Here is a 25,213-nt window from a genome sequence, read left to right as displayed (position 1 = left end):
ACGGCCTAGTTTTCGGCCAGATCATGCGCAAGAAGGACTTTTATGAACATCCTCGAACGCGACCCGTCAGACCCACGCCGCAGGCCGATCAACCCCGGCTTGAAGCTGCTGCTTGAGCTTGGGCCCGGCCTGGTGTTCTTCTTCACCACGATCCGCGGTGAATGGCTGGCCGAAAAGTTCCCGATCCTGACCCATCTCGGCGAGCCAATCCTGATCGCCACCGCATTTTTCATGGTCGCGACGGCACTGTCGCTTAGCGCGTCCTGGGCGCTGACGCGCAGCCTGCCGCTCATGCCGCTGGTGTCGGCGATCGTCGTTTTCGGGTTCGGCGCGCTGGCGCTCTACCTGCAAGACAAGACCTTCGCCTTCATGAAGCCGACCATCATCAACACGTTGTTCGGCGTCACGCTGCTCGGGGGGCTCGCCTTCGGCAGGTCGCTGCTCGGCTATGTCCTTGATTCCGCCTTCCAGCTTGATGCCGAGGGCTGGCGCAAGCTGAGTTTTCGGTGGGGGCTGTTCTTCCTATTCCTGGCCGTGCTCAACGAGGTGGTGTGGCGCAATTTTTCGGAAGAGACCTGGGTTTATTTCAAGTTCTGGGGCACAGTTCCCATCACCTTGCTGTTCACCTTCAGCCAGATGCCGCTGATTATGCGTCACTCGCTTGAGGAAAAACCCGAGGAAGAGCAGGCCGGCGAATAGAGCAATTCCAGAAAAAGTAGCCAGCGGTTTCCGTCTGGGATTGCGTCAGATGAAGAGGGGCGAGATGGACTTCATCACCACGCGCGAGGAATTGCGGACGATCTACAAGACGCCCCGGCCCACCGACGGTTCGATCCGCAAGGAATTGAAGGCGCTTGACGGCCATTGCCGCTCCTTCATCGGCAAGAGCCCCTTCGTGCTGATCGGCTCATCAGACGGCGAAGGCAATGCCGACGTGACGCCTAAAGGCGACAAGCCCGGTTTCGCCGCCATTCTCGACGACAGGACCATCGCCATCCCCGACCGGCCCGGCAACAACCGGCTGGATACGCTGGAGAACATCCTGCGCAATCCTTCGGTCGGGCTGCTCTTCCTGATCCCCGGCATGAACGAGACGCTGCGCGTCAACGGCGATGCCCGCATCACCGTCGACGCCGGTTTGCGCGAGCGCCTCGCCGTCGACGGCAAGGAGCCGCAGAGCGTCGTCGTGGTTACGGTCAAGGCCGCCTACATGCATTGCGCCAAGGCCTTCATGCGCTCCGATCTGTGGAAGCCGGACACCTGGTACGACCGCGCGACGCTGCCGACACTCGGCCAGATCCTGCGCGACCAACTGGCGCTCGCCGATTCCGTCGAGGCGACCGATCGCTGGCTCGACGACGATTACAAGCAGACCATGTGGTAGGCTTTTGCGGACGCGATTCGTCCGAACTGGCTTCACCCACCTTGCTGAACATCCTCGCCATCTCCGGCAGCCTGCGCGCGGCCTCCACCAATTCGGCCCTGGTCGCAGCACTGGCGCGCAACGCGCCGGCAGGCTGCCGCGTCACCGTCTATGACGGGCTCGGCCGCCTGCCGATCTTCAACCCCGACGACGAGGGCGAGCGCACGCCGCGCGAAGCAGCCGACCTGATCGACGCCGTCACCGCCGCCGACGGCATCATCGTCTCCTGTCCCGAATATGCCCATGGTGTGCCGGGCGGGCTGAAGAATGCACTCGACTGGCTGGTCTCGCGCGACGCCGCCGTCGCCAAGCCCGCCATGCCAGTGCACGCCTCGCCGCGCTCGCTCTATGCCCGCGCCGCGCTGGCCGAGATCATGCGGACGATGTCGTTTGCGATGTATGAGGACGGGCTGGAAATTGCCCTGCTCGGCAAGAGGCCGCCGGAGGTGGAGGCTATTTTGGCTGAGCCGGGAAACGTGTTGGCGATGCGCAATGCGCTCACGGCCTTCGCGGAGTTCATTCGGACGCCCTGAGCGGCGGTCGCTCTTCCTTCTCCCCTTGTGGGCCTGTTGCGCAGTTACTGGGAGGAACGGCGGGGGAACAGGATCAGCGGGCTATTGCTGGTTCTTAGGGGTTGAGGTCTGGTTTCGATGTTTGAGGTGGCGGTTCGGCCTTGGCTGGCCGGATTGTGGACGCACCTATCCCGTGATGGCGGCCCATCGGCGCATGTTGAAAGCGATGGCCGCCATTGTCACCTGACCAGCAGCCTTGGCCAACCCGATGTAGCGGATCGTGGTCAGCTTCATGCGGTTCTTGAGCGTGGCGAAGGTGGTCTCCACCGCTGCTCGCCGTCTGGCGATCAGGCGATTGTAGTGCTTGAGCCGCGGCGGCAGCGCATGATGCTTGTTGGGGCGCCGTGCAATGCGCACCTTCTTGCCGGCCGCCCTGAGCCGAGCACGGCGGGCATGGGTGTCATAGGCTGCGTCTGCCCATACCGTCTTCTCATCACCGCAGATCAAGTGATCAGCCACGACCGTGTCGTTGACGTTGGCCGGTGTCGTGATCACCGTGCGGATCAGGCCAGAGCCTTCATCCACCCCGACATGAGCCTTGTAGCCGAAGGTAAGGCCGCTCTTGCCCTTGCGTGCTGTGACGCGGGCGTCCGTATCCTGCGACGGCCGCTCGGGTGTCGGCGGCGTCGAGACCGCATCAATCAGCGTGGCATCCAGCATCGTACCGCGCTTCAGGATCACGCCGGCCTTCTCCAACTGCCGGTCCAGTTCGCCAAACAGCTTCTCCATCAGCCCTTCGCTGACAAGCAGATTGCGAAAACGCGACAGCACCGTGTGGTCGGGGATTGTATCGTCCAGCCCCAGCCCAGCAAAGCGCCGGAACGACAGCCGATCGCCCAGCGCTTCCTCTAACTCGCGATCCGACAGTCCGTAGAGCGATTGCAGCAACAGTGCCTTGAACAACACCAGCGGCGGCCAGGCAGCTCGACCCGGTCCACCATCGCGCAGCGCATTAAGCAGCTTCTCGAACCGGTACCACTTCACCAGACCCGACAGACGGTCGAGTGGCGAAGAACCCCCCGTCAGCTTGTGGCCCAGAAAGGCCTCCGCCAAGCTCAACTGTCCAGTCTGCTTCACCGCCATCGCGATTCCTCCGAGCTCCCTCTCAGAGAATCACAACCAGCGAATTACGCAACAGGCCCACAAGGGGAGAAGGAAGAGGCGTCTAAGCCGCCGCCAGCCTCCCAGCCGCGACATAGTCCTGCAGCCAGACCAGCACCCGGCCCCAGCCCTCGGCATGCTCGGCCGCCGCATCGCTTAGCCCGGCAAAGCCGCCATGGCAGATGGTGAGGCGCGTGCCGGTGGCGGTCGGCTGCAGCAGCCAGGCGACCGTGGTTTGCCGCCGGCCAAGCGTCGGATGGTCCGAAACATAGGCCCGCGTCTGCACGATCCGGCGCGGCGCTTCGATCTCGAGGAATTCGCCGCCGGCCGGCAGGTCCCTGCCGTCGGCCGTGCGGACGACAACGGTCCAGCGGCCGCCGACGCGGAGGTCGGCCGACCAGTCGGCCATCCGGTAGGTGTCGGAGGACCCCCACCATTGCTCGACCTCGTTGCTGACCAACGCCTTGAAGATGCGTTCCGCAGGCGCTTCGATCTCGGCGGATGCCATGATCGTCTCGCCATTGGTCATGCTCTGCACATTGCGAACGTGCATCATCGACGCCTCCGATCAAAAACTTGTTTCGGTATCGAAACGAGCCTTTCACCCTTTCGACGGCGGGCGCTCGAAACCCTTGCCGGTCTCGAGCAGGCTCTTGAGACTCGCCAGCACCAGCGGCCAGCCCTTGCTGACATTCGGGATCAGCCGGTGCGGCCCGTCGGCCTCGTGGGTGACGGCAAGCTTCATCAACTCGCCGTCCTGTTCGATGGCGAAGGTGCAGCGCGTGTAGCCGTCTTCCTTGATCTCCGGCATCCATTCATTGCGCCACTTGATGACCAGGCGTCGCGGCGGGTCGATCTCGAGGATCTCGCCCGAGTCGGCGACGCGGCCGTCGGGGAAGATCAGTTTCCAGCTGGAGCCGACCTTCCACTCGCTCTCCTGATAGGAGCAGAGGAAGAACTGCCGGTTGAATTCCGGGTCGGTCAGCGCCTCCCAGAGTTTTTCGGCCGTGGTGCGGATGTAGGTCACGTAAACGAAGCTGTTGCTCATCAGTCTTCCCTTTCGAGGCGTTTCTTCAGATCACTCAATGCATCCAGCCGATGGCGCTCGAACTTGCCGATCCAGCGCTCGGCGATCTCGTTGATCGGAACCGGGTTGAGGTAGTGCTGCTTCTCGCGTCCCTTGCGGAGCGTGGTGACGAGGTTGGCTTCCTCCAGGATCGCCAGGTGCTTGGTCACCGCCTGGCGCGTCATGTCCATCTCCGCGCAAAGCGCGTTCAGCGTCTGCCCGTTCCGGGCATGGAGGTTGTCCAGCAATTGCCGGCGCGTCGGGTCGGCCAGGGCGCGAAAGACGTCATCCATGCTCATGGCTTTAATATGCAACCATTTGGTTGCATGTCAAGCGGCAAGACCGCGCCACCTGACGCGGCCAGGAGAAAAAATCAGCTTTTGCGGGAGAACCAGAAGGCGTCGGCCATGCGCTTCATGCCGATGCGCTCGTAGAAGCCGACGGCATCAGGCATGGAGATCAGGCTGATGGCGACCGACGGCCCAAGCTGCCGCCGGGCCTCGTCCATCAAGCCCTTGCCGATGCCGAGCCCTTGCGCCGATTGGGAGACGGCGAGCTCGGATATGTAACAGACCCAGGCAAAGTCGGTGACGGCGCGCGCCACGCCGATCAGCGGTTTGCCCTCGATGTCGAGACGGGCGGTCAGGACAAGATTGGCGCCGGAAAGCATCGCCTGCAGCCTGGCGGGATCATCGACAGGCCGTGTCTCGCCGAGACCGGATTCCACCAGCACCTTGCGGAATTCGGCGATGCCGAGCGCGGTCTCGCGGGCGTAGAGAATGTGGGAGTTTTCAGCCATGCCAGCAAGAGTGCACCATCAGCCCGCGAATTCGAAGCCGCTTTCGCGTAGTGCCCTTGTGCCAGCGCGCACGAACAGTTGCCTTTTATTTGCCCTCGGCTTTGTGTAAACGGAGCTTCAGCAAATCCCCCGCAACGAAAACACGGGCCAAAGCCATGGAAAAATTCACCAAGCTCACCGGCGTCGCCGCTCCGATGCCGATCGTCAATGTCGACACCGACATGATCATCCCCAAGGATTATCTCAAGACGATCAAGCGCACCGGGCTCGGCACCGGCCTGTTCGCCGAGATGCGCTACAAGGACGACGGTTCAGAAAACCCGGATTTCGTGCTCAACAAGCCGGCCTACCGCAAGGCACAGATCCTCGTCGCCGGCGACAATTTCGGCTGCGGCTCGAGCCGAGAGCACGCGCCGTGGGCGCTGCTCGATTTCGGCATCCGCTGCATCATCTCGACCTCGTTCGCCGACATCTTCTACAACAACTGCTTCAAGAACGGCGTGCTGCCGATCACCGTCAGCCCCGAGGATCTGGAGAAGCTGATGGATGACGCCTCGCGCGGCTCCAACGCCACTTTGTCGATCGACCTCGAAGCCAAGGAAATCCGCGGGCCGGATGGCGGCGTGGTCAAGTTCGACCTCGACGACTTCAAGCGGCACTGCATGCTCAACGGGCTCGACGATATCGGCCTGACCATGGAGAAGGCCGGCGCCATCGCCTCATTCGAGAAGAAGAACGCCGAACAGCGCCCCTGGGCCTGAACGGCACCGTCTGACGGATAGGCCCGGCTCTTTCAGGCCGGGCTCGTGGCGACTGAAGGAGGGACAGTCATGGCACGTTCGCTTCTTGCTGGGGTTTGCGGGCTGGCCTTGTTGCTGGTGCCCGTCGCGAGCACATTTGCACAGACGCAAACGCCTGCCGCCCAGCAGACACCCGCAGCAGCCCAGAAGCCGGCCGACCAGCCGGCGGCTGGCCAAGGAGCGACCGACCAGGGTGCGCAGGATCAGGAGGCCGGCAGCGACACTGCCTCCGCCGACGGCAATCAGGGGCCGATAGCGTTCGAGGGCGGCCAGCTGACCATCACGCAGCCGGAGCAGGATGGCGAGAAGGTGCTGTCCTATGACGGCAAGCAACTGGCCAGCAACTACGACGTCTTTTTCGACAAGGTGGTCAAGATCGGCGACGTCAACGTCGCGCTGGTCGACGTCGGCGACGGCGGCAACCAATGCGGCCCGGCCAAGGTCATCGTGTGGAAGCCGAAAGACGGCGCGATCCAGACCACCACGGTCGAGCAGGACGAATGCGGCGCGCCGCCGGCCGCTATCGCCGACGACGCCATCTATTTCGTGCCCTATCTGCTGCCGGGCGATGAGAAGCCGGCGCTGCAATGGTCGCCGACGGGTGGGCTGACCACCTCCGGCAATCTGACCTATATGCCGGAACCCGGGACCGACTGGAAAGACATCGACCCGTCGAAATACGACAACATCATCGACGCCTTCCACAACGAGGCGGTCTACAAGGAAGCCGGAAAACTGCTCGGCAAGGACATGCCCGACATGGCGACTAGCCTGCTGGTCGGCGGCGGCACGGAAAAGACCGCTTCCGGCGCCTTCTACGCCAGCGGCTGCGTGCCACATGACTGCGGCGGCAATGACGGCTTCATGGCGGTCGACCCGGCCAAGCACAAGCTCTACTTCGCCCGCCGCGGCGACAATGGCGAGCCGCAGGCCTGGCCGCCGGTGAAGGACTGGCCGGCGGATATCAAGAAGGCGCTCGACGACGCGCAGGGGGCGGGGAATTAGCCTAAGCCCCTTCCGCGAGGCCGCGATCCTTCGCGCCCCCCTCTATCCTGCCGGACATCTCCCCCACGAGGGGGGAGATTGGCTGTTTCGGGCGCTCTGCACATTCTTCAACATATGAGATTGGCGAAAGCCGGCGGGATGTCCGATCTCCCCCCAAGTGGGGGAGATGGCCGGCAGGCCAGAGGGGGGTGCTGTCCCGCCAACATCAAAGTCTTGCACCGCCAGTCTATGCTCCCTGGCTCACGACGGGATCGTTCGCGCGTTTCAGAATGGCCGAAACAACTGCGAGGCCCTCATGCGCAAACTGATCTCCACCGGTTCGCCCTTCGAAAAGACCGCCGGCTATTCGCGCGCGGTGGTGCAGGGCGACTGGTGTTTCGTGTCCGGCACGACCGGTTACGACTACGCGACGATGACGATGCCGGAGACGGTCGAGGCGCAGACGCGCAATTGCCTGGCGACGATCGGCAAGGCGCTGGCCGATGGCGGCTTCGACATGGTCGACGTGGTGCGGGCGCATTACTACATCACCGACCAGGCCTTCGTGGATGTGGTCTTCCCGATCCTCGGCGAGACATTCGGCGACATCAGGCCGGCGGCGACGATGATCGTCTGCCAGCTCAACAAGCCGGAAATGAAGATCGAGATCGAAGTCACGGCGCTGCGGCGCTCGGCTGCGGGAGGCTGAGCAAGGCCATGAAGGTCCGGCGCATCGTGGCCAATATCGAGACGCAGGATGCGGCAGCGGCGAGACGCTTCTACCATGACGTGCTGGGCCTCGACGTGCTGATGGATCAGGGCTGGATCGCCACCTACGGTTCCGGGGAACAGATGCAGGTGCAGGTCTCTTTCATGGCGCAAGGCGGCTCCGGCACGCCGGTGCCGGATCTCTCGATCGAGGTCGACGATGTCGAGGCAGCACTCGAAGGCATGAAGGCCGCCGGCTTCGCCATCGAATACGGCCCGGCTGATGAGCCATGGGGGGTGCGGCGCTTCTATGTGCGCGATCCGCTGGGCCGGCTGGTCAACATTCTCTCGCATCGGTGAATGCGCTTCTCAAGCGCAGGCTTGCGCCGCAAGCGCTTGGCGTTTAGCAAGGCCGCGGTTCAAATCTTTCCAGGACGGTTTTCTCCATGGCAACGAAGCATCTTTTCCTGCTCCCCGGCGACGGCATCGGCCCCGAGGCCATGGCCGAGGTCAAGAAGCTGATATCGGCCATGAACGAAAAGCTCGGCAGCGGCTTCGCCACCGATGAGGGCCTGGTCGGTGGCTGTGCTTATGATGCGCATGGTGCGGCGATTTCCGATGCCGACATGGCCAAGGCGATGGCGGCGGACGCGGTGCTGTTCGGCGCCGTCGGCGGGCCGAAATGGGATGCGGTGCCTTACGAGATGCGCCCCGAGGCCGGCCTGCTGCGGCTGCGCAAGGACATGGAGCTGTTCGCCAATCTGCGCCCGGCGATCTGCTATCCGGCACTGGCGGCGTCCTCCTCGCTCAAGCAGGAGGTGGTCGAAGGCCTCGACATCCTCATCGTGCGCGAATTGACCGGCGGCGTCTATTTCGGCGAGCCCAAGCAGATCATCGATCTCGGCAACGGCCAGAAGCGCGGCATCGACACTCAGGTCTACGACACGTTCGAGATCGAGCGCATTTCAGGCGTCGCCTTCGAGCTCGCGCGCACCCGCAAGAACCACGTCACCTCGATGGAAAAGCGCAACGTCATGAAGTCGGGCGTGCTGTGGAACGAGGTCGTCACCCAGACCCACAAGGCGCGCTATTCCGACGTCAAGCTCGACCACATGCTGGCCGATGCCGGCGGCATGCAGCTGGTGCGCTGGCCAAAGCAGTTCGACGTCATCGTCACCGACAATCTGTTCGGCGACATGCTGTCCGATATCGCTGCCATGCTGACCGGCTCGATCGGCATGCTGCCGTCGGCCTCGCTCGGCGCGCCCGACGTCAAGACCAAGAAGCGCAAGGCGCTCTACGAGCCGGTGCACGGCTCGGCGCCCGATATTGCCGGCAAGGGCATCGCCAACCCGATCGCCATGATCGCTTCCTTCGCCATGTGCCTGCGTTATTCCTTCGGCATGGTCGATGAAGCCGACAGGCTCGAAGGCGCCATCGCCGCCGTGCTCGACCAGGGCCTGCGCACCAAGGATATTTTGTCCGCGGGCATGACCGAGGTCGGTACGGTCGAAATGGGCGACGCGATCATCGCCAAGTTCCTGGGATAGTTCCAGGGCGGCCCGCTCAGCGTATCTCGCCGGCCAGCTGCCGCAGTAGGCCGACCAGTTGCGCTTCGTCCACCGGTTCGAAAAAGGCCGCGTCGGCGGCCTCGACGGCGACGATGGCGCGCTGTGCGGCGGCCGCCCCTGTCGGGGTGACGCGGATCACCTTGGCGCGGGAATCCCCGGGGTCGGCCTCCCGTGCGATCAGCCCCTTGGCCTCGAGCCGGGCAACGACATCCGAGGTCATCTTCACCTCGGTGCCGGCCTGGGCGGCGAGTTGCACCTGGTTGGGCGGCTCGCCATTGCGGCCGAGCCACATGGCCGAGGCCAGCAGCACGAACTGGACATGCGTCAGGTCGAGCGGCGCCAATGCCGCCGTCATGACGCGCTGCCAGCGCATGGTGGTTCGCCAAAGCAACAAGCCGGGGCTCTCCGAAGGTCCGTTGAAACGCGTCTTCAAATCCTGTCCATCAGCCACCGTTCGCCAACTCCTTCGCCTGCTCGAACAATTTAGCCATCGACACGTCGAAATCGCCGCTGATCTGCGGGCCGAGTTCGGGTCCGACCTCGGCTGCCGAGGGGCCGGAAATTTCCAGCCGGTGCGTCACCTGCGTGCCGCCTTCGACGGGGACCAGCGTATGCCTGAACAGCAATTTCGTGTCGCCGAACGTGGTCTCGTCGGCATAGGTGACGTTATCGACGAGATCGACGATGGTCGATTCAAACGTGTCTTGCCCGACCGGCGTCACCGAAACACGGGTGCCCTTGGCGAACGGGCCATGCAGCACGAAAGTGTCGGACCCTTCATAGGTCAGGCGACCTTCATGCAAGGCCTTCAGCGCATTCCAGATGGCGGCTGCGGGAAGCGAGGAAATCGCGGTGTATTCATTGCTCCACATTGTCTTGGCTCCATTCATCCTGGTCGACCGATTATTCGATCTGCGCACAGATTATCTGTGCACAGACTAAATTGCAATAGGAATCTTGCTGCTCCGCCTGGATGGTATCAACTCATTGTTTTTATGCAGTTCCGAACGGCATGCCGCCGACGTCGCTAAACCCTGACCCCCGCCAGCACCGGCCCCCACTGGTTTTCGCGTCCCTGTGTCGGGATCAGTGCGAAGACCAGGATGATCAGGCTGCCGAAGGTCGGGATCAGGATGAGCAGGCAGAGCCAGCCGGTCAGGCCGAGGTCGTGCAGGCGGCGCACGATCATGCCCAGGCTGGGCAGGAAGGTGGCCAGCAGGAACATGCCGAAAAGCCCGACCGTCATCGCCGGCACCTCAGAACTGTCGAAATTGCCGATCTCGGCATCGGTGAAAACGCCGACGCCGATGATCACCAGCAACGCGATCGTCCAGAACAGGCAATAGCCCCAATATTCCTTGCGCCGGGCGCGGCCGGCGAAATTGAAGTAGTTCTGCGTCACGCCGCGCCAGAAGTAACCCCAGAGATCGGTAGGCTCGGCCGGCTCGGCGGCCCGGCCGAAATTCTGTGCCTGCGCTGCGCCGGACGCAGGTGCGGGGCCGGCTTGCGCCGGTGCGGCGCTGGTGGCGGCGTCGGCGGCCGGACTTGCGGCCTGGGCGGCGATCGGAAAAACGTCGCGCGCCTGGCCGCCGCCCGCCTGGAATTCGACCGCCGTCCCTTTGGGCATCGTAGTTTGCCGGCGAAGGTTCTCGCGGGTGAAGGTGTAGCGGTTGCCGTCGGCTCCGGTGATGAAGCCGAAACCCTGGTCCTCGTCATAGTGGAGCACTTCGCCGCGCATCACCCGCCCCCTTTATCGCCACGTCCCTGCAAAGGTGTGGCACAAGGCCGAGCCTGCGGGCAAGGCCCCGCGCCGTGGCTACCATATCAGCGGCAAATCAAGCATAAGGTTCACGTGCAGCCGTCTTCGCCAAGGCAGACAATGACAGTCGAGCATTCTGATGCCAGCGCCGCGACCGAGGGCGGGCAGGTTGTCAATCCTCCTACACTAGCCATCGACGCCACCGGCCTGATGTTCTGGCCGCCCGGCAAGGGCCTGGCGGGCATTCCGCGGGTGGAAAGCTTTCTCGTCAACGCGGCGTTGGTGGATCCCGACCCGGCTGTGCAGGTGGTGGCGTTCAGGCCCTGGGAAGGCCGGTTCCGGCCGCTTGCTCCCTATGAACTGGACCATGTCGCGGCGGGCGAGATTTCCCCGCATCGTGTCAAACCATGGCCGGGAAAGCGCGCGGCGCTGTCGCAGGCCTTCGAGGCGGTACGGCAGCAGCCTTGGGACAGGCCTGAGACGGACAGCCACCTGGCCAAGACGGTGACCAACGGCGGCAAGGGGACCACTTACCAGGCGACGCGGCTGTTGATCCGCGCCTATCGTCTGTACCAGCGGGCGAGGATCCGGTCGGGTTTACGCCAGGACGCTCCGAGCCAGGCCCCCGAGACGGAACCCGGCCTTGTATTGATCAGTCATCACATCCTGACGCAGGAGGACCGGTCCGCCGTTTCTGGCGCCGCCGGCAAGCTTGCCTTCCTGTGCCACGATATCATCCCGGCATTGCGCCCTGACCTGCTCGGCTCGAGCACCAGCGAGCGCCGCTTCGGCTCCTATCTCGAGCAGCTCGTGCGCAGCGGTGCCCCGGCGTTCTGCGCCTCCGACGAGGTCGGCGCGACGCTGACCGAACATATGCGCAAGGCGGGCATCGCCGCACCGGTGGTGTATCGCTTTCCGATGCCATCCATCCTGCACGAGACGGCATCGCGCATGGGCAAGACCTCGCGCATCGAGGCCGCCGAGCCGTTCGTGCTCTACTGCTCGACCATCGAAGTGCGCAAGAACCACATCCTCTTGGCACGGATCTGGCAGCAGGCAAGGGAGGAAGGCGTTAAGCTGCCGAGGCTTGTCTGCGCCGGACGCTGGGGCTGGATGATCGAGCCGCTGCGCGCCTATCTGAAGGCGCATCCCGAGCTGCTCCAGTCGGTCACATTCACCGGACTGGTCAGCGACGAGCAGCTCATCCAATATTACCGCAGCGCCACGTTCGGCGTCTTTCCCTCGCATATAGAGGGGTGGGGCTACGGCGCCTCGGAATGTCTCGATTTCGGCGTTCCGGTCATCGTCTCGACCACACCGTCGCTGATCGAGGCGAGCGGCGGGCTGATGCCGGCGATCGGTTCCGAAGACCAGCAGGGTTGGTACGCCGCGATCCGCAAGATGGCCGACGACCATGCCTGGCGCTCCTCGCTGGTGGAGCGCATCGCCCAAAACCACCGACCGACACCGGCATCGGCAAGCTGGGCCGCCATCAAGGCCGGCTTGCAGGCGAGCGCGTCCCGACGCTTGTAGATCTTACGAGGGCCGCTTCGCCTTCTTGTGCTTTGGCGGGCCGGCATTGTCGAATTTCGGCTTACCCGGCTTTTTCGCCCACGGCTTTGCCTCATGCGCGGCTGCCGGGCGCTGGTCGGCTGAAGCCGGTGCACGCTTTTCGAATTTGCGCTTCGGCGCGCTCGGGTCGAACGGCGCCTTGCCGCGATGCGGCTTCTTGTCGGGGCTCGGCGGCTGATAGCCGGCCCGCGACAGGTCCGGCGTGTCGTCCAGCCGCTTCACCACGATGTTGCCCTGCAATTTGCGGTCGGGACCGATGGCGGTGAGAAAACGCTCGGCCCAGTCCGCGGCGATCTGCACGAAGGTTTCTTCCGGTTGCATCTTGATGGCGCCGATCTCGCGCTTCGAGATGCTGCCGGTGCGGCACAGCATCGGGATCAGCCAGCGTGGCTCAGCATTCTGCCGGCGGCCGACCGACAGCGAGAACCAGACGCTGGCGCCGAAATCGTCACGGCGGCTCGGCGCCTCGTCGCGCGGCGCGAATTTGTCGCCCGCCGGCCTTTCACGCGAAGGCGCGAACGGCGCGACGTCCATCAGATCCTCGGGCGCCGAGCGGCTGGCGCGGCATTGGCGCACGAAGGCCGCGGCCACCTGCTCGGCGCCATGCTTGGCGAGAAGCGCGTCGATGAAGGTGCGCTCATCGTCCTTCACCGGCTCGCCGAAAGCCGGGTCGGCGAGGATGCGCTCGTCGTCGCGGCGGATCACGTCGTCGGCCGAGGGCGGACTTGCCCAGGTTGCCTTGAGGCCGGCATTCTGCAGCAGCCGTTCGGTGCGCCTGCGGGCGCTGCCCGGCACGATCAGCGCGCTGACGCCCTTGCGCCCGGCGCGTCCGGTGCGGCCGCTGCGGTGCAACAGCGTTTCCGGATTGGTCGGCAGGTCGGCGTGGATGACCAGTTCGAGATTGGGCAGGTCGATGCCGCGTGCGGCGACGTCGGTGGCGATGCAGACTTTCGCGCGGCCGTCGCGCATTGCCTGCAGGGCGTGGCTGCGTTCGTTCTGGCTGAGCTCGCCCGACAGCGCGACGACGGAAAAATTGCGGTTGTTGAAACGCGCGGTGAGATGGTTGACGGCGGCGCGCGTGTTGCAGAACACCAGCGCGTTCTTCGCCTCATAGAAACGCAGCACGTTGATGATGGCGTTCTCGCGGTCGGCCTGGACGACGCTGAGCGCCCGGTATTCGATGTCGAGATGCTGCTTTTCCTCGCCGGCGGCCGAGATGCGGACGGCATCGCGCTGATAGCCCTGGGCCAGCGTGGCGATCGAACGCGGCACAGTGGCCGAGAACATCAGCGTGCGGCGTTCGGCCGGGGCGGCGTCGAGGATGAATTCAAGGTCTTCGCGAAAACCGAGATCGAGCATCTCGTCGGCCTCGTCGAGCACCACGGCCCTGAGCGCCGACATGTCGAGCGATTGCCGTGTGATGTGGTCGCGAAGGCGGCCGGGCGTGCCGACGACGATATGGGCGCCGCGCTCCAGCGCGCGGCGCTCGGTGCGCATGTCCATGCCGCCGACGCAGGACGCCACGGTGGCGCCGGTCGGCTCGTAGAGCCATTCCAGTTCACGCGTCACCTGCAGCGCCAGCTCGCGCGTCGGCGCCACCGCCAGCGCCAGTGGTGCCGTGGCCGCGCCAAAGCGCTCGGCGCCGTCGAGCAGCGTCGGCGCCATGGCAAGGCCGAAGGCCACGGTCTTGCCCGAACCGGTCTGCGCCGAGACCAGCGCATCGGCCTGGCCAAGCTCCAGCACGGCCTTCTGCACCGGCGTCAGTTCGGAATAGCCGCGTTTTTCCAGCGCCTGTGCCAGCGCCGGGACGATACCTTCAAAGTTGGACATCTCGCTCTTTCGGAATTCAGGGGTCTGCGCTCATCATGGAGCACGAGCCGGGGCCGGCGCCGCGCCAGCCAAACAATCTTGGCCGTTCGTACTTCTTGGCGTCGCTCTTGTACAGGGAGAGCCGCACCGGTTCTTCCTTCTCCCCTTGTGGGAGAAGGTGGATCGGCGCGCAGCGCCGAGACGGTTGAGGGGTGGGTGACGGAGTGCCGTCGGCGCCAAGCTGGAGCACCCCTCATCCGGCCTCGCTTCGCGAGGCCACCTTCTCCCGCAAGGGGAGAAGGAAGAGAGGCCGCCAATTGACTCCTGCCGCAAACCGCGTAAAAGCCCGCTTCGAACGGGATCGTTTTTCGATGCGCGGCCTTTTGATGGCTCTTCTTGCATTCGACGCCCCCAGCCACAATGTAAAGCATTGGGCCGGGCGCTTAGACGTGTCCGTCCGTTCCAGCAAAACCATGGCCAAAACCACCACCAAAACCACCACCAAAACGGTGTGATTCCCTTGGCCTAACCACCCTCTCCCGGGTTCGGCCCGGGGGACGGAACCCGCATTGGCCGGCGGGTTTTCTCCAACAAACCAAGCGGAGAGGGACAGGAGATCTTTATGAGTTTCAAGGTTGCAGTCGTCGGCGCCACGGGAAATGTGGGCCGGGAAATGCTCAACATACTGGAAGAGCGCGGCTTTCCGGTAAGCGAAGTCGTGGCGCTGGCGTCGCGGCGCAGCCAGGGCACGGAAGTGTCGTTCGGCGACCGCACGCTGAAGGTCAGGACGCTCGACCAGTATGATTTTTCCGACACCGACATCTGCATCATGTCGGCAGGCGGCAACGTCTCCAAGGAATGGTCGCCGAAGATCGGCAAGCAGGGCTGCGTCGTCATCGATAATTCGTCGGCCTTCCGCTACGACCAGGACGTGCCGCTGATCGTGCCGGAAGTGAACCCGGACGCGATCTCGCTGTTCACGCGCAAGAACATCATCGCCAACCCGAACTGCTCGACGGCGCAGCTGGTGGTGGCGCTGAAGCCGCTGCATGACTTCGCCACCATCAAGCGCGTCGTCGTCGCCACCTACCAGTCGGTGTCGGGCGCCGGCAAGGAAGGCATGGACGAGCTGTTCACGCAGACCCGCGCGGTGTTCGTCGCCGACCAGGTCGACGTCAAGAAGTTCACCAAGCGCATCGCCTTCAACGTCATTCCGCATATCGACGTCTTCCTCGACGATGGCTTCACCAAGGAAGAGTGGAAGATGGTCGCCGAGACCAAGAAGATGCTCGATCCCAAGATCAAGCTGACGGCGACCTGCGTGCGCGTGCCGGTGTTCATCGGCCATTCGGAAGCGGTCAACATCGAGTTCGAGAAGCCGATCACCGCCGACGAGGCACGCGATATCCTGCGCGACGCGCCCGGCTGCCAGGTCTTGGACAAGCGCGAGGACGGCGGCTACATCACGCCGCTGGAATCGGCCGGCGAGGATGCCACCTTCATCTCGCGCATCCGCGAGGATTCGACCGTCGACAACGGCCTGTCGATGTGGGTCGTCTCCGACAATCTGCGCAAGGGCGCGGCGCTGAACGCCGTGCAGATCGCCGAGCTCCTGGTCGAGCGCGGCCTGATCCAGCCGAAGAAGAAGGCGGCCTGACGGCGGTTTAGCTTTCGCTCACGGGCGGTATCGCCGCTGCCGCGGCGGGCCCTCCGCGAGGGCGCCGGACGACCGGCGGCCCGCAGTCGCGGGCTTATGGCGCCCTTTCCTTCTCCCCCTGTGGGAGAAGGTGGATCGGCGCGCAGCGCCGAGACGGTTGAGGGGTGCGTGACGGAGTGCCGTCATTGCCAAGCTGGAACACCCCTCATCCGACCTCACTTCGTGAGGCCACCTTCTCCCACAAGGGGAGAAGGGAAAGCGCGCACCTGCCCCTCAGATTGAGCTTACTTATGAACGGTACTCGGCCTGTCACTCTGCGTCCGGCCATCGGCTCGGACGCTGCTCCCATTGCAAAAATCATGCGGGCAGCACTTGCTTCCTTCGACTGGATGCCGGTCATCCACACGCCGGTCGAAGACCTCTTTTCATCCGCGATATCGTGCTGCCACGGCAGCAGGCGACAGTCGCCGAAGCGGGCGAGCAGATCATCGGTTTCATCGCCGTCAGCGACGAATGGGTGGAACAACTCTATCTCGACCCGACCTGGACAGGACAAGGCATCGGCAGCCGGTTGCTGATCGACGCCACCGCTGCCCTGCCGGTCGCGAAACTGCACTGCTTCCAATCCAACACCGGAGCCCGGCGCTTCTACGAGCGCCATGGCTTTCGCGCGGAAGCGTTCGGCGACGGCACGACCAACGAGGAAGGTCTGCCTGATATCTTGTATGTCCGCAGACTCTAATTTCAGCCAGCGCTGTCCTTGGCGAGCTGGCGCAGCAGCCCCAACGCCTCCTCCGCCCGCTCCGCCGGAACGAACAGATGATCGTGATAAAACGCCGAGACCGGATTGACGCCCATGCCGGCGGCGGCGAGGCGCGTGGTGATGGCGGCGAGGAAGCCGACGGCTTCCAGCGATGAGTGGATGTTCAGCGTGATCATCCGGCAGCGAAACGAGGCGGCCAGCCCGGCTGTCTTTGCCGCGTCCTCCGTCACGATCAGCGTCGTGCCCTCGCGCTCGCGAAACACCATCACCGGGTCGAGGCCATCGGGTGGGGAAATGCCCGGCGCCAGCGTGGCGAAGACATGGATGCCGTCGAGCAATTCCGGCGTCATGGATGCCAACAATGTCTTCAGATCGGTCTCGCCGGTCATTTCTCTCGCCTGAATGGGAATGGTCAGCAGGCTCCCTAATATCCGCAACCCGCACATGCCGATAGCCGGCGCAACGCGCACGACATGGCGATGTCGCTGGCGGCTGGGCTTGCGGGCCTGTCGCATCGCACAATACAGAAGCTGAGGGCCGACGCCGGTCCGTGAAAGGCCGTCCATGATCGTTCGCCCGCGCCCAAACTTCCTGCAGCTGTTCTTCATCATGCGCGGCTCCGTGGTGCCGCGCATCCTGCCGCAGATTTTTGGGTTCGCCATCTATTCGGCGGTCATCCTGGCTCTGGCGCGATGGTTCGAGCTCGATCTCGGCGTCTTCAACATCACGCCGTTCGGCCTGGTCGGCGTGACGCTGTCGATCTATCTGTCCTTCCGCAACAACGCCGCCTATGACCGTTGGTGGGAGGCGCGTAAGCTGTGGGGCGCGCTGGTCTTCGAAATCCGCAATCTGGCGCGCGCCACGACCAGTCTCATTCCCGACCCGGCCGAACAGCGCGCCTTGCTGATGGAGGCGCTGGCCTTCTGCCACTTCCTGCGCGGCCAGTTGCGCAAGATCGACAGCATCAAGGACGCCCGCGCCTTCATCGACACTGAGGCGGAGGCGGTCGCAAATTTCGCCAATCCGGCCGACGAGATGGTTAGGCGCATGGGCCGCCGCGCCAATGCGCAGCGGCGCTCGGGCGACGTCGATCCGATCGGCTTCCGCATCCTCGATGAAAGGCTGGCGTCGATGTCAGCTATCCAGGCCGGCTGCGAGCGGATCGCCGGTACGCCCCTGCCTTTCGCCTATACGCTGCTGGTGCACCGCACGGCCTATATCGTCTGCCTGCTTCTGCCGATCGGGCTGATCTCGACCACCGGCTGGGCGACGCCGCTGTTCACGGCGCTGATCGCCTACACCTTCTTCGGCCTCGACGCACTTTCGGAGGAGCTCGAGGACCCGTTCGGCACCGAAGCCAACGACCTCGCGCTCGACGGCCTGTGCCGCGTTTGCGAAATCTCGGTGTTCGAGGCGCTGGGGGAAACGCCGCCAAAAATGCTTCCGGCCGAGAAGTTTTATTTCTCCTGAAATCCGGTCCGGCTTGCCTGCCGGCCAAAGGACGGACCGAAAAAGCCCAGCCCCCTGTAGGATTGCCGCCTCATGCCGCGTCCTTGGTTTGACCCCGGCGAAAGGGGTTCGAACCATCAGGAGGGACCACCAATGAGCATTTCCGAAACCGCGCTTGTCTCGTCCGGCGCCCTGTGGACCGGCCGCGTGCTCAGCGGCCTCATCATCCTGTTCATGATCTTCGACGGCGCCATCAAGCTGCCGCCGCTCGACATCGTCACCCAGACGATGGTGCCGCTGGGCTGGCCGGCAGATCCGAATGTCGCGCGCTTGCTCGGCGTCATAGGCCTGACCGCAACGGCGCTCTACGCCTTGCCGCGCACTTCGGTGTTCGGCGCCATCCTGCTCACCGCCTATATGGGCGGGGCCATCGCCACCAATGCGCGGATCGGCAATCCGCTGTTCTCGCACACGCTGTTCGGCGTCTATCTCGGCATCATCCTGTGGGGTGGCCTCTATCTGCGCAACCCCAGGGTGCGCGAGCTGATCCCATTCAGCCGATAGTTTCACTGTTTTGACGCAATTCCCTAGGGAAAGCGCTATGCGCTTTTCCCGGGAAAACCGCTTCACACTTTTCTGCTTAGGGAGAGAAAAATGTTCAGCACCATCCTCATCATCCTGGTCGTCATCATCGCCGCCGTCCTCGTCTATGCCGCAACCCGGCCCAATGACTTCGTCACCACCCGCACCGCCACCATCAAGGCTTCGCCGGAAGCGATCTTCCCGCTGATCAACGATTTCAGCCGCTGGCCGACATGGTCGCCTTATGAAAAACTCGACCCCGACATGAAGCGCACGCTCTCCGGCGCGCAAAGCGGCAAGAGCGCCGTCTATGCCTGGGAAGGCAATGGCAAGGCCGGCAAAGGGCGCATGGAGATCGTCAATTCGGTGCCGTCGTCGCTGGTTTCACTCAAGCTCGATTTCGAGAAGCCGTTCCGCGCCAACAACAGTGTCGACTTCACCTTGACGCCATCGGGCGAGAACACCGCCGTCAGTTGGGCGATGCGCGGCAGCCGGCCCTTCATCGCCAAGCTGATGGGCCTGTTCATGAATTTCGACACACTGATCGGCCGGGATTTCGAGGTCGGCCTCGCCAATCTGAAGCGCAACACCGAGGCATGATCCGATTGCACACAGCCGCTCGCCGGAAGTCGCCTGAGCGAGCGGCGTCGCTATCTTCATCCTCTCTCGGATCAAATTAGCCGGCTGCGAGTTAAGCACTTGGCGGCGAGACGGCGACCCGCGTGTGAGAGGAATGATAATGAAGAAAATCTTGACCATTCTGGTATTGGCGACGGCCCTGGGCGCATGCTCGCAAACAGAGAAAGGCGCTGCTGTGGGCGGCCTTGGTGGTGCCGCGATCGGCGCAGCCGTGGCCGGAGATCCGGTCCAGGGTGCAGTCGTCGGCGGTGCGGTTGGCGCCGTTGCGGGTGCCCTGATTGGGCACGCCAGCGAAAGCGGCCAATGCCGCTACCGAGACCGTCACGGCCGTGTCTATGTCGACCGCTGCCCGAGCGGCTACTGATCAGGCTACGCGAAGTCTGGAATAGCAAAACGGCGGGCACAGGCCCGCCGTTTTGTCGATGCGATGAAGCAATATTTATTCGGCAGTAGCGGCTTCCGCCTCGGCGGGAGCCGCGGCAGCGGCCGCCACGGCGGCGGCGGCGTCTTCCTGAGCCTTCTTCAGCAAAGCGGCGCGTTCCTGCGCCTTCTTGCCCGGCTCGGCCTTCTTCGGGTTGGAGCGGGCGTCGCGCTTGGCAAGGCCGGCCTCATCGAGGAAGCGCAGCACGCGGTCGGTCGGCTGGGCGCCATGCGACAGCCAATGCTTGACGCGGTCGGCATCGACCTTGACGCGCTCGCCGTCCTTCGGCAGCAGCGGGTTCCACGAGCCGAGCGACTCGATGAACCGGCCGTCGCGCGGCGAACGGGCGTCGGCGACGACGACGTGGTAGTAAGGACGCTTCTTCGAGCCCGCACGGGCCAGTCTGATCTTCAGTGCCATTTCTTTATCTCCTAAAGCTCTGATTTGGTTTGATATGTTTGACTGAGATTTTCAGCCGGTTTTCATCACGCCGTTGGCAGCGGCGATCTGTTCGTGGTGGCGGATCACTTCGCGGACGACGAAGTTGAGGAATTTCTCCGCGAAATCGGGGTCGAGATGCGCATCCTTGGCCAGTTGGCGAAGACGGGCGATCTGCTGCTGCTCGCGCGCCGGGTCGGCCGGCGGCAGGCCGTGCTCGGCCTTCAGCACGCCGACCGCCTTGGTACAGCGGAAGCGCTCGGCCAGCATGTGGATGAGGGCGGCATCGATGTTGTCGATCGAGGCGCGGTAGCCGGCCAGGATGGCGCGGGCGTCGGCCATGTCCTTTTCTTCGTTCATAGCGTCCTCACTTCTTCTTGCCGAGACCAGGCAGTCCGCCGCCGCCGAGGCCGGGAAGCCCCGGAACTTTCATGCCGCCGGGCAGGCCGGGCAGGCCACCGCCGCCGGGAAGGCCGCCAGGCAGGCCCTTCATGCCGCCGAGGCCGGCGGCCTGCGCCTGCTTCTGCAAGGCTTCAAGCTGCTTGGGGTCCATCTTGGAGAGATCGGGCATGCCACCCATGCCGCCCATACCGCCGGGCATCATGCCGCCGAGGCCCATCTTGGAGGCCAGGCCGCCCATCATGCCGCGCATCAGGCCGCCGCCTTTGCCTTTGCCGCCCATCGCCTTCATCATGTCGGCCATGCCGCGATGCATCTTGAGCAGCTTGTTGATCTCGGCGGCATCGGTGCCGGAGCCGGCGGCGATGCGCTTCTTGCGCGAGTGCTTGAGCATATCAGGGTTGGCGCGCTCGGCCTTGGTCATCGAGGAGATGATGGCGAGCTGGCGGCCGAACATCTTGTCGTCGAGACCGGCGGCGGCCATCTGGTCCTTCATTTTGCCCATGCCGGGCATCATGCCCATGATGCCGCCCATGCCGCCCATTTTCGACATCTGCTGAAGCTGCTGGGCGAGGTCGTTCAAGTCGAACTTGCCCGACTGCATCTTCTTGGCCATCGCCGCCGCCTGCTCGGCGTCGATGTTTTCCGCGGCCTTCTCGACCAGCGAAACGATGTCGCCCATGCCGAGGATGCGGTCGGCGATGCGTTTGGGGTGGAATTCCTCCAGCCCGTCCATCTTTTCGCCGGTACCGATCAGCTTGATCGGCTTGCCGGTGACGGCGCGCATCGAAAGGGCGGCACCGCCACGGCCATCGCCGTCCATGCGGGTCAGCACCAGGCCGGTGATGCCGACGCGTTCGTCGAAGCTTTTCGCCAGGTTGACGGCGTCCTGGCCGGTCAGCGAATCCGCGACCAGCAGAATCTCGTGCGGGCTCGACACCTTCTTGATGTCGGCCATCTCGACCATCAGCGGCTCGTCGATATGGGTGCGGCCGGCGGTGTCGAGGATGACGACGTCATGGCCGCCGAGCTTGGCCGCCTGGACGGCGCGCTTGGCGATGTCGACCGGGTTCTGGCCTGATATGATCGGCAGCGTCGCGACCTTGACCTGCTCGCCGAGCTGGCGCAACTGCTCTTGCGCGGCGGGACGCCGCGTGTCGAGCGAGGCCATCAGAACCTTCTTGTTCTGACGCTCGCTCAGCCGCTTGGCGATCTTGGCCGAAGTGGTCGTCTTGCCGGAGCCCTGCAGGCCGACCATCATGATCACGACCGGCGCCGGCGCATTGAGGTCGATGGCGACGCCCTCGGCGCCCAGCATGTCGACCAGTTCGTCATGGACGATCTTGACGACCATCTGGCCGGGCTTGATCGACTTCAGCACCGCGGCGCCGACAGCCTTTTCGCGCACCTTATCGGTGAAGGACCGCACCACTTCCAGCGCCACGTCGGCCTCGAGCAGCGCACGGCGCACCTCGCGCAGGGCCGCCGAGACATCAGCCTCCGACAGCGCGCCGCGGCCGGTGAGGCCGTTCAGGATGGAGCCAAGGCGCTCTTGTAGGGACTCAAACATTGGTCAACCCGCCGTGCGAGAGCGCCTTGGATTCATAGCGATCCCTGTCGGGCCGATGGCCCTCCACGCCTCTTGTGCGCTCCTGCAGCGATTCAAACATTCTGTTTCCTTTTTCCCTGGCACCCGGATGGTGCCCGAGAGGTAATGCGTTCGCGCCAACTGTCCAATCAAAAGCAAAGCCCAAAACCAAAAAGCACCCGGGGGCGCTCAGCGCTGCCGGGTGTTGGCCTCCAGGATCGATTTACAGCACTTGGCCTCAAAGAGGCTTCGGCGTCCTGGTCGGCTTGCTCGGAGGGATACTCGTCGCGGAATTCGAGGCGTGTAGACAGGAAATCGACCGCGGAGTCAAGACAAGGGCCGGTCAACAAGGCGTATGGCAACCATGGCAGTGGCTTGCTGGATGCCGATTTTGCCTGACAAGGCGTCCCGCCAAGACGCCCGTATCAGCTGGCCGGCTTGGCTGTGATCTTCACCCCGAGCGCCTTGGTGACCCCCAGCAGCGTCGAAAGGCGTGGGTCGCCATCGGGCCTCAGTGCCTTGTAGAGAGCTTCACGGGTGACGCCCGCTTCCTTTGCAACCGCAGTCATACCCCGCGCCCGAGCAACGATGCCAAGCGCGTTCGCGATATAGCTGGGCTCGCCGCTCGCAAAAGCGTCGGCCAGCAGCTCAGCCTGCCCTTCGGCGCTGCCAAGATGTTCGGCGGGATCAAAGGGAATGGTTTCGATCGCCATGATCATAGCTCCTTGGCCATCTGGATGGCCTTCTTGATGTCGCGATCCTGGCCGGACTTGTCGCCGCCGCAAAGCAGGATGATGACTTCGTTGCCGCGTCTGACGAAATAGAGCCGGTATCCTGGCCCAAAATCCAGCCGAAGTTCGCCGATGCCATCGAAGTACTTCACATCGCCCATAAGGCCGGACTGGATACGGGCGATGCGGATAGCAATCTTTTCGACGGCTCGCTTGTCCCTCAGGCCATTGAGCCAGTCGCGAAAAGCGGTTGTTTGGCGAACCTCGATCACCTGTGAACTATAGTTCACAATGCTGATATGTCAAGTTATGCGTAAAAAATAGTTCACAGGCTTATTCGTCAGGGATCAATGCGCGAATAGACGCCGTGCGGCACCCGGGCGCTGCTCGGGTGCCGCGGGTCTCCGTCAACGCACCACGTACATGATGCGCCGCGTCTGCGGATCGATCAGCGCCGGCTGACCGTTCACATAGACATAGCGGTAGTTGTAGTCGGGAATTTCGCGCAGCTCGACCGTGTCGGGCAAGGTCGCGCCGGTCACCACCTCGCCGTCGAGATAGACGGGGTCGAGGCGATGCGTGTCGACATAGGTGCGGACTTCGGCCGGCGGCGGGGGAAAATCACCCTCGACCGGACCGCCGGCAATGATCGCGCCGGTATAGTCGTTCGAAGTGCTGCCGATGTCTTCCGGCGGCGAGACTATGGCGACGGCGGAGCCGTGCGGGCGCTGCGTCAGCACCACCCGGCTGCCGCTGAAATCGGCCGTCACATAGTCGGAATAGACCCAGCCCTGGCCGCCGGCTTCGGCGATGGTGCACCATTTGCTGTTTTCGATGCAGCCATTGAGCGTCGCCGACTGGCCAGCGGCGAGCACGCCGATGACAGGATATTGCGGCCCGGGGCCGGCGCGCACGTTGAGATCGGTGACGGCTGAGACGGCGGTGTCGGCAAATGCGGCACCCGACATCACGGTCATCATCCCGGCGATCGCGGGAAACAATAGGGATTTCATGGTTTTCTCTCCGTTTTCATGGTCCCTCGGGGGTGAGAACGGGGCAGCGGCGCATGCGTTCCGGCTAAAACGCCTGCGCCAACTCACGATTTGTTCGCGCGTCTTTCGGCAGACCGGTCAGAAGCTCGTGAACGAAGGCCAGTTTTCGCGCCGTCACGTCCGAAATGACGAAGGGATAGAGGTCGGGCAGACCCATGCAGCGGTTGATCGAGTTGGAGGCCTCCGACAGTACCAGCCAGCGGGCAAGGATCTTTTCGAACGGCTCGGGTGCGTTGGCGGGCTCCGAAGGGGCGGCCTGCAGTTCGCCGCCGGTGTCGCCTCTGGGCAACTCGTTGGCTTCCACCGTCTCCAGCCGGCCGAGCGGAAAGTTCAGCGCATGGACCATCTCCAGCGTGTCGGTGATGTGCAGATGGTGGGCCCAGGTCTCGGCCCAGTCCTCCCAGGGGTGCGAGGTGGCATAGGCCGAGATGTGGTTTTGCTGCCAGTCGGGCGCGGCGCCATTGGCGTAATAGGCCTTCAGCGCCTGTTCGTAATCGGCGCGGTCGTCGCCGAACAAAGCGCGGAAAGCGTCCAGCCTTTGCGGATTATCGCGGATCAGGCGGTCCCAGTAGTAATGGCCGAGTTCGTGGCGGAAATGGCCGAGCAGCGTTCGATAATTCTCCCCCATCTCGATGCGGCGCTTCTCGCGCTCGGCGGAATCGGCCTCGGCGACATTGAGCGTGATCAGGCCGTTGTCATGGCCGGTGAGGATGCGTTCGCCGCCAGGGCCGCCGCCGATCGGGTCGGCGAGGAAGTCGAAGGCGAGGCCCACCTCGTCCGTCGAGTTCTGCTTGGGCGCCACCGGCAGGCCAAAGGCGAGCAGCGAATAGATGGCGCGCTTCTTCGCCGCCTCGACCCGGATCCAGCGGCGGCGATTGCCGTCGACGGAGAGATCGGGGATCAGCTGGTTCAGCCCGCAGGCGCGGCAAAACCCATGTCCCGGTTCGGCCATCCAGTTGCAGGCGCATTCATCGGCATTGGTGCACTGGAAGATGCCGTCGACACCCGACAGGGCAAAGCGGGCATGTTCGGGATCGTAAAGCACGAGGCTTGAGCAATTCAGGCACTGCGCGTTCTCGAAGTAGAGACGGTGGCCGCAATGCGGGCAGTCGAAGAGTTTCATGTCGGTCTCAAACCATCAGAGCCAGCATATAAGTGTGCGGCGGCAGTGCCTAACGCCAATCGCCGGCCGGTGTTCCGCATGTCTCGAAGCAATTCGCCGCAAGCTGGGCGGCGACCTGTCTTGCGACCGCTTCGCCGCCGCAGGTCCCATGGCTATTTCGACCCCGCCACAATAATCACTTGATCGTAGGCAAATTCCCCGGCATTC

General features: G+C 63.9%; 33 protein-coding genes. 16 read left to right on the top strand and 17 right to left on the bottom strand.

Annotation, left to right across the window (positions count from 1 at the left end):
• The first annotated feature begins 42 nt into the window (after positions 1-42).
• The 3 genes from AC0V8S_RS05485 to AC0V8S_RS05475 all read left to right on the top strand — a co-directional run bounded on the left by AC0V8S_RS05485 (position 43) and on the right by AC0V8S_RS05475 (position 1,956).
• Positions 43-699 carry a septation protein A gene (locus tag AC0V8S_RS05485; protein WP_475437078.1) on the top strand — a complete coding sequence of 219 codons (657 nt, stop codon included), beginning with the start codon at positions 43-45 and terminating at the stop codon, positions 697-699.
• Between the two features lie 64 nt (positions 700-763).
• The gene (locus tag AC0V8S_RS05480) at positions 764-1,384 is read left to right on the top strand and encodes a pyridoxamine 5'-phosphate oxidase family protein (RefSeq protein ID WP_183465079.1); all 621 of its coding nucleotides are present in this window, start codon (positions 764-766) and stop codon (positions 1,382-1,384) included.
• A gap of 41 nt (positions 1,385-1,425) precedes the next feature.
• On the top strand, positions 1,426-1,956 hold the full coding sequence (locus tag AC0V8S_RS05475) for an NADPH-dependent FMN reductase (protein WP_183464342.1): 531 nt from the start codon (positions 1,426-1,428) through the stop codon (positions 1,954-1,956).
• A 165-nt stretch (positions 1,957-2,121) separates the two neighbouring features.
• Here the strand turns inward: AC0V8S_RS05475 and AC0V8S_RS05470 are convergent, their stop codons facing one another.
• The 5 genes from AC0V8S_RS05470 to AC0V8S_RS05450 all read right to left on the bottom strand — a co-directional run bounded on the left by AC0V8S_RS05470 (position 2,122) and on the right by AC0V8S_RS05450 (position 4,961).
• Positions 2,122-3,078 carry an IS5 family transposase gene (locus AC0V8S_RS05470; RefSeq protein ID WP_183458334.1) on the bottom strand — a complete coding sequence of 319 codons (957 nt, stop codon included), beginning with the start codon at positions 3,076-3,078 and terminating at the stop codon, positions 2,122-2,124.
• 82 nt (positions 3,079-3,160) lie between these two features.
• The gene (locus AC0V8S_RS05465; protein WP_475437077.1) at positions 3,161-3,652 is read right to left on the bottom strand and encodes an SRPBCC family protein; all 492 of its coding nucleotides are present in this window, start codon (positions 3,650-3,652) and stop codon (positions 3,161-3,163) included.
• A gap of 45 nt (positions 3,653-3,697) precedes the next feature.
• Complete coding sequence (locus tag AC0V8S_RS05460; RefSeq protein WP_475437076.1) at positions 3,698-4,144, bottom strand: SRPBCC family protein; 447 nt, start codon at positions 4,142-4,144, stop codon at positions 3,698-3,700.
• A complete protein-coding gene (locus tag AC0V8S_RS05455) occupies positions 4,144-4,455 on the bottom strand; it encodes an ArsR/SmtB family transcription factor (protein WP_475438578.1) in 312 nt (103 codons plus the stop codon). The genes AC0V8S_RS05460 and AC0V8S_RS05455 overlap by 1 nt, the downstream gene beginning before the upstream one ends.
• A gap of 80 nt (positions 4,456-4,535) precedes the next feature.
• The gene (locus AC0V8S_RS05450) at positions 4,536-4,961 is read right to left on the bottom strand and encodes a GNAT family N-acetyltransferase (protein ID WP_475437075.1); all 426 of its coding nucleotides are present in this window, start codon (positions 4,959-4,961) and stop codon (positions 4,536-4,538) included.
• Positions 4,962-5,116: 155 nt separating this feature from the next.
• Here AC0V8S_RS05450 and leuD point away from each other — a divergent pair, with 155 nt between their 5' ends.
• The 5 genes from leuD (at position 5,117) to leuB (ending at position 9,003) form a co-directional block, all read left to right on the top strand.
• Complete coding sequence (gene leuD / locus AC0V8S_RS05445; RefSeq protein ID WP_475437074.1) at positions 5,117-5,722, top strand: 3-isopropylmalate dehydratase small subunit; 606 nt, start codon at positions 5,117-5,119, stop codon at positions 5,720-5,722.
• Between the two features lie 69 nt (positions 5,723-5,791).
• Complete coding sequence (locus AC0V8S_RS05440) at positions 5,792-6,766, top strand: hypothetical protein (protein WP_475437073.1); 975 nt, start codon at positions 5,792-5,794, stop codon at positions 6,764-6,766.
• A 295-nt stretch (positions 6,767-7,061) separates the two neighbouring features.
• Positions 7,062-7,454, top strand: coding sequence for a RidA family protein (locus tag AC0V8S_RS05435; protein WP_475437072.1), 393 nt, complete (start codon positions 7,062-7,064; stop codon positions 7,452-7,454).
• 8 nt (positions 7,455-7,462) lie between these two features.
• A complete protein-coding gene (locus AC0V8S_RS05430) occupies positions 7,463-7,813 on the top strand; it encodes a VOC family protein (protein WP_475437071.1) in 351 nt (116 codons plus the stop codon).
• A gap of 86 nt (positions 7,814-7,899) precedes the next feature.
• Positions 7,900-9,003: a 3-isopropylmalate dehydrogenase gene (leuB, locus tag AC0V8S_RS05425; RefSeq protein WP_475437070.1), complete on the top strand. Its 1,104-nt coding sequence runs from the start codon at positions 7,900-7,902 to the stop codon at positions 9,001-9,003.
• Between the two features lie 16 nt (positions 9,004-9,019).
• Here the strand turns inward: leuB and AC0V8S_RS05420 are convergent, their stop codons facing one another.
• From AC0V8S_RS05420 to AC0V8S_RS05410, 3 genes are all read right to left on the bottom strand, one after another.
• Positions 9,020-9,418, bottom strand: a complete 399-nt coding sequence (locus AC0V8S_RS05420) for a MarR family winged helix-turn-helix transcriptional regulator (protein ID WP_475437069.1) — start codon at positions 9,416-9,418, stop codon at positions 9,020-9,022.
• 49 nt (positions 9,419-9,467) lie between these two features.
• A complete protein-coding gene (locus AC0V8S_RS05415; RefSeq protein WP_140891644.1) occupies positions 9,468-9,896 on the bottom strand; it encodes an SRPBCC family protein in 429 nt (142 codons plus the stop codon).
• A 155-nt stretch (positions 9,897-10,051) separates the two neighbouring features.
• Positions 10,052-10,762 (bottom strand): DUF805 domain-containing protein, encoded by a 711-nt coding sequence (locus tag AC0V8S_RS05410; RefSeq protein ID WP_475437068.1) that lies wholly within the window; start codon positions 10,760-10,762, stop codon positions 10,052-10,054.
• 141 nt (positions 10,763-10,903) lie between these two features.
• On the opposite strand from AC0V8S_RS05410, the gene AC0V8S_RS05405 reads away from it, so the two are divergent.
• On the top strand, positions 10,904-12,316 hold the full coding sequence (locus AC0V8S_RS05405) for a glycosyltransferase (protein WP_475437067.1): 1,413 nt from the start codon (positions 10,904-10,906) through the stop codon (positions 12,314-12,316).
• 3 nt (positions 12,317-12,319) lie between these two features.
• Here AC0V8S_RS05405 and AC0V8S_RS05400 read toward each other — a convergent pair whose 3' ends face one another.
• A complete protein-coding gene (locus AC0V8S_RS05400) occupies positions 12,320-14,185 on the bottom strand; it encodes a DEAD/DEAH box helicase (RefSeq protein WP_475437066.1) in 1,866 nt (621 codons plus the stop codon).
• Between the two features lie 296 nt (positions 14,186-14,481).
• Between AC0V8S_RS05400 and AC0V8S_RS05395 the strand changes: the two genes are divergently transcribed.
• The 3 genes from AC0V8S_RS05395 (at position 14,482) to AC0V8S_RS05385 (ending at position 16,563) form a co-directional block, all read left to right on the top strand.
• Positions 14,482-14,679 carry a hypothetical protein gene (locus AC0V8S_RS05395; protein WP_183465335.1) on the top strand — a complete coding sequence of 66 codons (198 nt, stop codon included), beginning with the start codon at positions 14,482-14,484 and terminating at the stop codon, positions 14,677-14,679.
• Positions 14,680-14,786: 107 nt separating this feature from the next.
• A complete protein-coding gene (locus tag AC0V8S_RS05390) occupies positions 14,787-15,821 on the top strand; it encodes an aspartate-semialdehyde dehydrogenase (protein WP_056574440.1) in 1,035 nt (344 codons plus the stop codon).
• Between the two features lie 439 nt (positions 15,822-16,260).
• Positions 16,261-16,563, top strand: a complete 303-nt coding sequence (locus tag AC0V8S_RS05385) for an N-acetyltransferase family protein (RefSeq protein ID WP_475437065.1) — start codon at positions 16,261-16,263, stop codon at positions 16,561-16,563.
• Positions 16,564-16,565: 2 nt separating this feature from the next.
• Here AC0V8S_RS05385 and AC0V8S_RS05380 read toward each other — a convergent pair whose 3' ends face one another.
• A complete protein-coding gene (locus AC0V8S_RS05380; RefSeq protein ID WP_475437064.1) occupies positions 16,566-16,973 on the bottom strand; it encodes an ACT domain-containing protein in 408 nt (135 codons plus the stop codon).
• Between the two features lie 175 nt (positions 16,974-17,148).
• Here AC0V8S_RS05380 and AC0V8S_RS05375 point away from each other — a divergent pair, with 175 nt between their 5' ends.
• From AC0V8S_RS05375 to AC0V8S_RS05360, 4 genes are all read left to right on the top strand, one after another.
• Positions 17,149-18,054 (top strand): bestrophin family protein, encoded by a 906-nt coding sequence (locus AC0V8S_RS05375; protein WP_183464355.1) that lies wholly within the window; start codon positions 17,149-17,151, stop codon positions 18,052-18,054.
• A 132-nt stretch (positions 18,055-18,186) separates the two neighbouring features.
• On the top strand, positions 18,187-18,597 hold the full coding sequence (locus tag AC0V8S_RS05370) for a DoxX family protein (RefSeq protein WP_183464356.1): 411 nt from the start codon (positions 18,187-18,189) through the stop codon (positions 18,595-18,597).
• A gap of 90 nt (positions 18,598-18,687) precedes the next feature.
• A complete protein-coding gene (locus AC0V8S_RS05365; protein WP_183464357.1) occupies positions 18,688-19,215 on the top strand; it encodes an SRPBCC family protein in 528 nt (175 codons plus the stop codon).
• Positions 19,216-19,354: 139 nt separating this feature from the next.
• The gene (locus AC0V8S_RS05360) at positions 19,355-19,618 is read left to right on the top strand and encodes a YMGG-like glycine zipper-containing protein (protein ID WP_183464358.1); all 264 of its coding nucleotides are present in this window, start codon (positions 19,355-19,357) and stop codon (positions 19,616-19,618) included.
• 75 nt (positions 19,619-19,693) lie between these two features.
• On the opposite strand, the gene rpsP is transcribed toward AC0V8S_RS05360, so the two are convergent.
• From rpsP to AC0V8S_RS05325, 7 genes are all read right to left on the bottom strand, one after another.
• Positions 19,694-20,095: a 30S ribosomal protein S16 gene (gene rpsP / locus AC0V8S_RS05355; RefSeq protein ID WP_010912392.1), complete on the bottom strand. Its 402-nt coding sequence runs from the start codon at positions 20,093-20,095 to the stop codon at positions 19,694-19,696.
• A gap of 51 nt (positions 20,096-20,146) precedes the next feature.
• Complete coding sequence (locus tag AC0V8S_RS05350) at positions 20,147-20,473, bottom strand: chorismate mutase (protein ID WP_475437063.1); 327 nt, start codon at positions 20,471-20,473, stop codon at positions 20,147-20,149.
• Between the two features lie 7 nt (positions 20,474-20,480).
• Complete coding sequence (gene ffh, locus AC0V8S_RS05345) at positions 20,481-22,082, bottom strand: signal recognition particle protein (RefSeq protein ID WP_475437062.1); 1,602 nt, start codon at positions 22,080-22,082, stop codon at positions 20,481-20,483.
• 443 nt (positions 22,083-22,525) lie between these two features.
• On the bottom strand, positions 22,526-22,813 hold the full coding sequence (locus AC0V8S_RS05340) for an addiction module antidote protein (protein ID WP_475437061.1): 288 nt from the start codon (positions 22,811-22,813) through the stop codon (positions 22,526-22,528).
• A gap of 2 nt (positions 22,814-22,815) precedes the next feature.
• Positions 22,816-23,121: a type II toxin-antitoxin system RelE/ParE family toxin gene (locus AC0V8S_RS05335; RefSeq protein ID WP_475437060.1), complete on the bottom strand. Its 306-nt coding sequence runs from the start codon at positions 23,119-23,121 to the stop codon at positions 22,816-22,818.
• Positions 23,122-23,238: 117 nt separating this feature from the next.
• Entirely contained in the window at positions 23,239-23,844 is a 606-nt protein-coding gene (locus tag AC0V8S_RS05330; protein WP_475437059.1) for a DUF1236 domain-containing protein, read from the bottom strand.
• Between the two features lie 64 nt (positions 23,845-23,908).
• Complete coding sequence (locus AC0V8S_RS05325) at positions 23,909-25,006, bottom strand: zinc-binding metallopeptidase family protein (RefSeq protein ID WP_475437058.1); 1,098 nt, start codon at positions 25,004-25,006, stop codon at positions 23,909-23,911.
• Between the last annotated feature and the right edge of the window lie 207 nt (positions 25,007-25,213).

The organism is Mesorhizobium oxytropidicola, from assembly GCF_056174625.1.
Note: the sequence above shows the minus strand (reverse complement) of the source record. Positions and strands in the feature narration are given on the sequence as shown.

Excerpts from the sequence above, each read along its gene's own strand:
- AC0V8S_RS05485 (WP_475437078.1), top strand. The coding sequence starts at position 43 with ATGAACATCCTCGAACGCGACCCGTCAGACCCACGCCGCAGGCCGATC.
- AC0V8S_RS05375 (WP_183464355.1), top strand. The coding sequence starts at position 17,149 with ATGATCGTTCGCCCGCGCCCAAACTTCCTGCAGCTGTTCTTCATCATG.
- AC0V8S_RS05450 (WP_475437075.1), bottom strand. The coding sequence starts at position 4,961 with ATGGCTGAAAACTCCCACATTCTCTACGCCCGCGAGACCGCGCTCGGC.
- leuD (WP_475437074.1), top strand. The coding sequence starts at position 5,117 with ATGGAAAAATTCACCAAGCTCACCGGCGTCGCCGCTCCGATGCCGATC.
- AC0V8S_RS05390 (WP_056574440.1), top strand. The coding sequence starts at position 14,787 with ATGAGTTTCAAGGTTGCAGTCGTCGGCGCCACGGGAAATGTGGGCCGG.
- AC0V8S_RS05350 (WP_475437063.1), bottom strand. The coding sequence starts at position 20,473 with ATGAACGAAGAAAAGGACATGGCCGACGCCCGCGCCATCCTGGCCGGC.
- AC0V8S_RS05405 (WP_475437067.1), top strand. The coding sequence starts at position 10,904 with ATGACAGTCGAGCATTCTGATGCCAGCGCCGCGACCGAGGGCGGGCAG.
- AC0V8S_RS05410 (WP_475437068.1), bottom strand. The coding sequence starts at position 10,762 with ATGCGCGGCGAAGTGCTCCACTATGACGAGGACCAGGGTTTCGGCTTC.
- AC0V8S_RS05440 (WP_475437073.1), top strand. The coding sequence starts at position 5,792 with ATGGCACGTTCGCTTCTTGCTGGGGTTTGCGGGCTGGCCTTGTTGCTG.
- AC0V8S_RS05415 (WP_140891644.1), bottom strand. The coding sequence starts at position 9,896 with ATGTGGAGCAATGAATACACCGCGATTTCCTCGCTTCCCGCAGCCGCC.
- AC0V8S_RS05360 (WP_183464358.1), top strand. The coding sequence starts at position 19,355 with ATGAAGAAAATCTTGACCATTCTGGTATTGGCGACGGCCCTGGGCGCA.
- AC0V8S_RS05325 (WP_475437058.1), bottom strand. The coding sequence starts at position 25,006 with ATGAAACTCTTCGACTGCCCGCATTGCGGCCACCGTCTCTACTTCGAG.
- AC0V8S_RS05465 (WP_475437077.1), bottom strand. The coding sequence starts at position 3,652 with ATGATGCACGTTCGCAATGTGCAGAGCATGACCAATGGCGAGACGATC.
- AC0V8S_RS05330 (WP_475437059.1), bottom strand. The coding sequence starts at position 23,844 with ATGAAATCCCTATTGTTTCCCGCGATCGCCGGGATGATGACCGTGATG.
- rpsP (WP_010912392.1), bottom strand. The coding sequence starts at position 20,095 with ATGGCACTGAAGATCAGACTGGCCCGTGCGGGCTCGAAGAAGCGTCCT.
- AC0V8S_RS05455 (WP_475438578.1), bottom strand. The coding sequence starts at position 4,455 with ATGGATGACGTCTTTCGCGCCCTGGCCGACCCGACGCGCCGGCAATTG.
- AC0V8S_RS05380 (WP_475437064.1), bottom strand. The coding sequence starts at position 16,973 with ATGACCGGCGAGACCGATCTGAAGACATTGTTGGCATCCATGACGCCG.
- AC0V8S_RS05430 (WP_475437071.1), top strand. The coding sequence starts at position 7,463 with ATGAAGGTCCGGCGCATCGTGGCCAATATCGAGACGCAGGATGCGGCA.
- AC0V8S_RS05470 (WP_183458334.1), bottom strand. The coding sequence starts at position 3,078 with ATGGCGGTGAAGCAGACTGGACAGTTGAGCTTGGCGGAGGCCTTTCTG.
- AC0V8S_RS05435 (WP_475437072.1), top strand. The coding sequence starts at position 7,062 with ATGCGCAAACTGATCTCCACCGGTTCGCCCTTCGAAAAGACCGCCGGC.
- AC0V8S_RS05365 (WP_183464357.1), top strand. The coding sequence starts at position 18,688 with ATGTTCAGCACCATCCTCATCATCCTGGTCGTCATCATCGCCGCCGTC.
- AC0V8S_RS05480 (WP_183465079.1), top strand. The coding sequence starts at position 764 with ATGGACTTCATCACCACGCGCGAGGAATTGCGGACGATCTACAAGACG.
- AC0V8S_RS05340 (WP_475437061.1), bottom strand. The coding sequence starts at position 22,813 with ATGGCGATCGAAACCATTCCCTTTGATCCCGCCGAACATCTTGGCAGC.
- ffh (WP_475437062.1), bottom strand. The coding sequence starts at position 22,082 with ATGTTTGAGTCCCTACAAGAGCGCCTTGGCTCCATCCTGAACGGCCTC.
- AC0V8S_RS05370 (WP_183464356.1), top strand. The coding sequence starts at position 18,187 with ATGAGCATTTCCGAAACCGCGCTTGTCTCGTCCGGCGCCCTGTGGACC.
- AC0V8S_RS05400 (WP_475437066.1), bottom strand. The coding sequence starts at position 14,185 with ATGTCCAACTTTGAAGGTATCGTCCCGGCGCTGGCACAGGCGCTGGAA.
- leuB (WP_475437070.1), top strand. The coding sequence starts at position 7,900 with ATGGCAACGAAGCATCTTTTCCTGCTCCCCGGCGACGGCATCGGCCCC.
- AC0V8S_RS05460 (WP_475437076.1), bottom strand. The coding sequence starts at position 4,144 with ATGAGCAACAGCTTCGTTTACGTGACCTACATCCGCACCACGGCCGAA.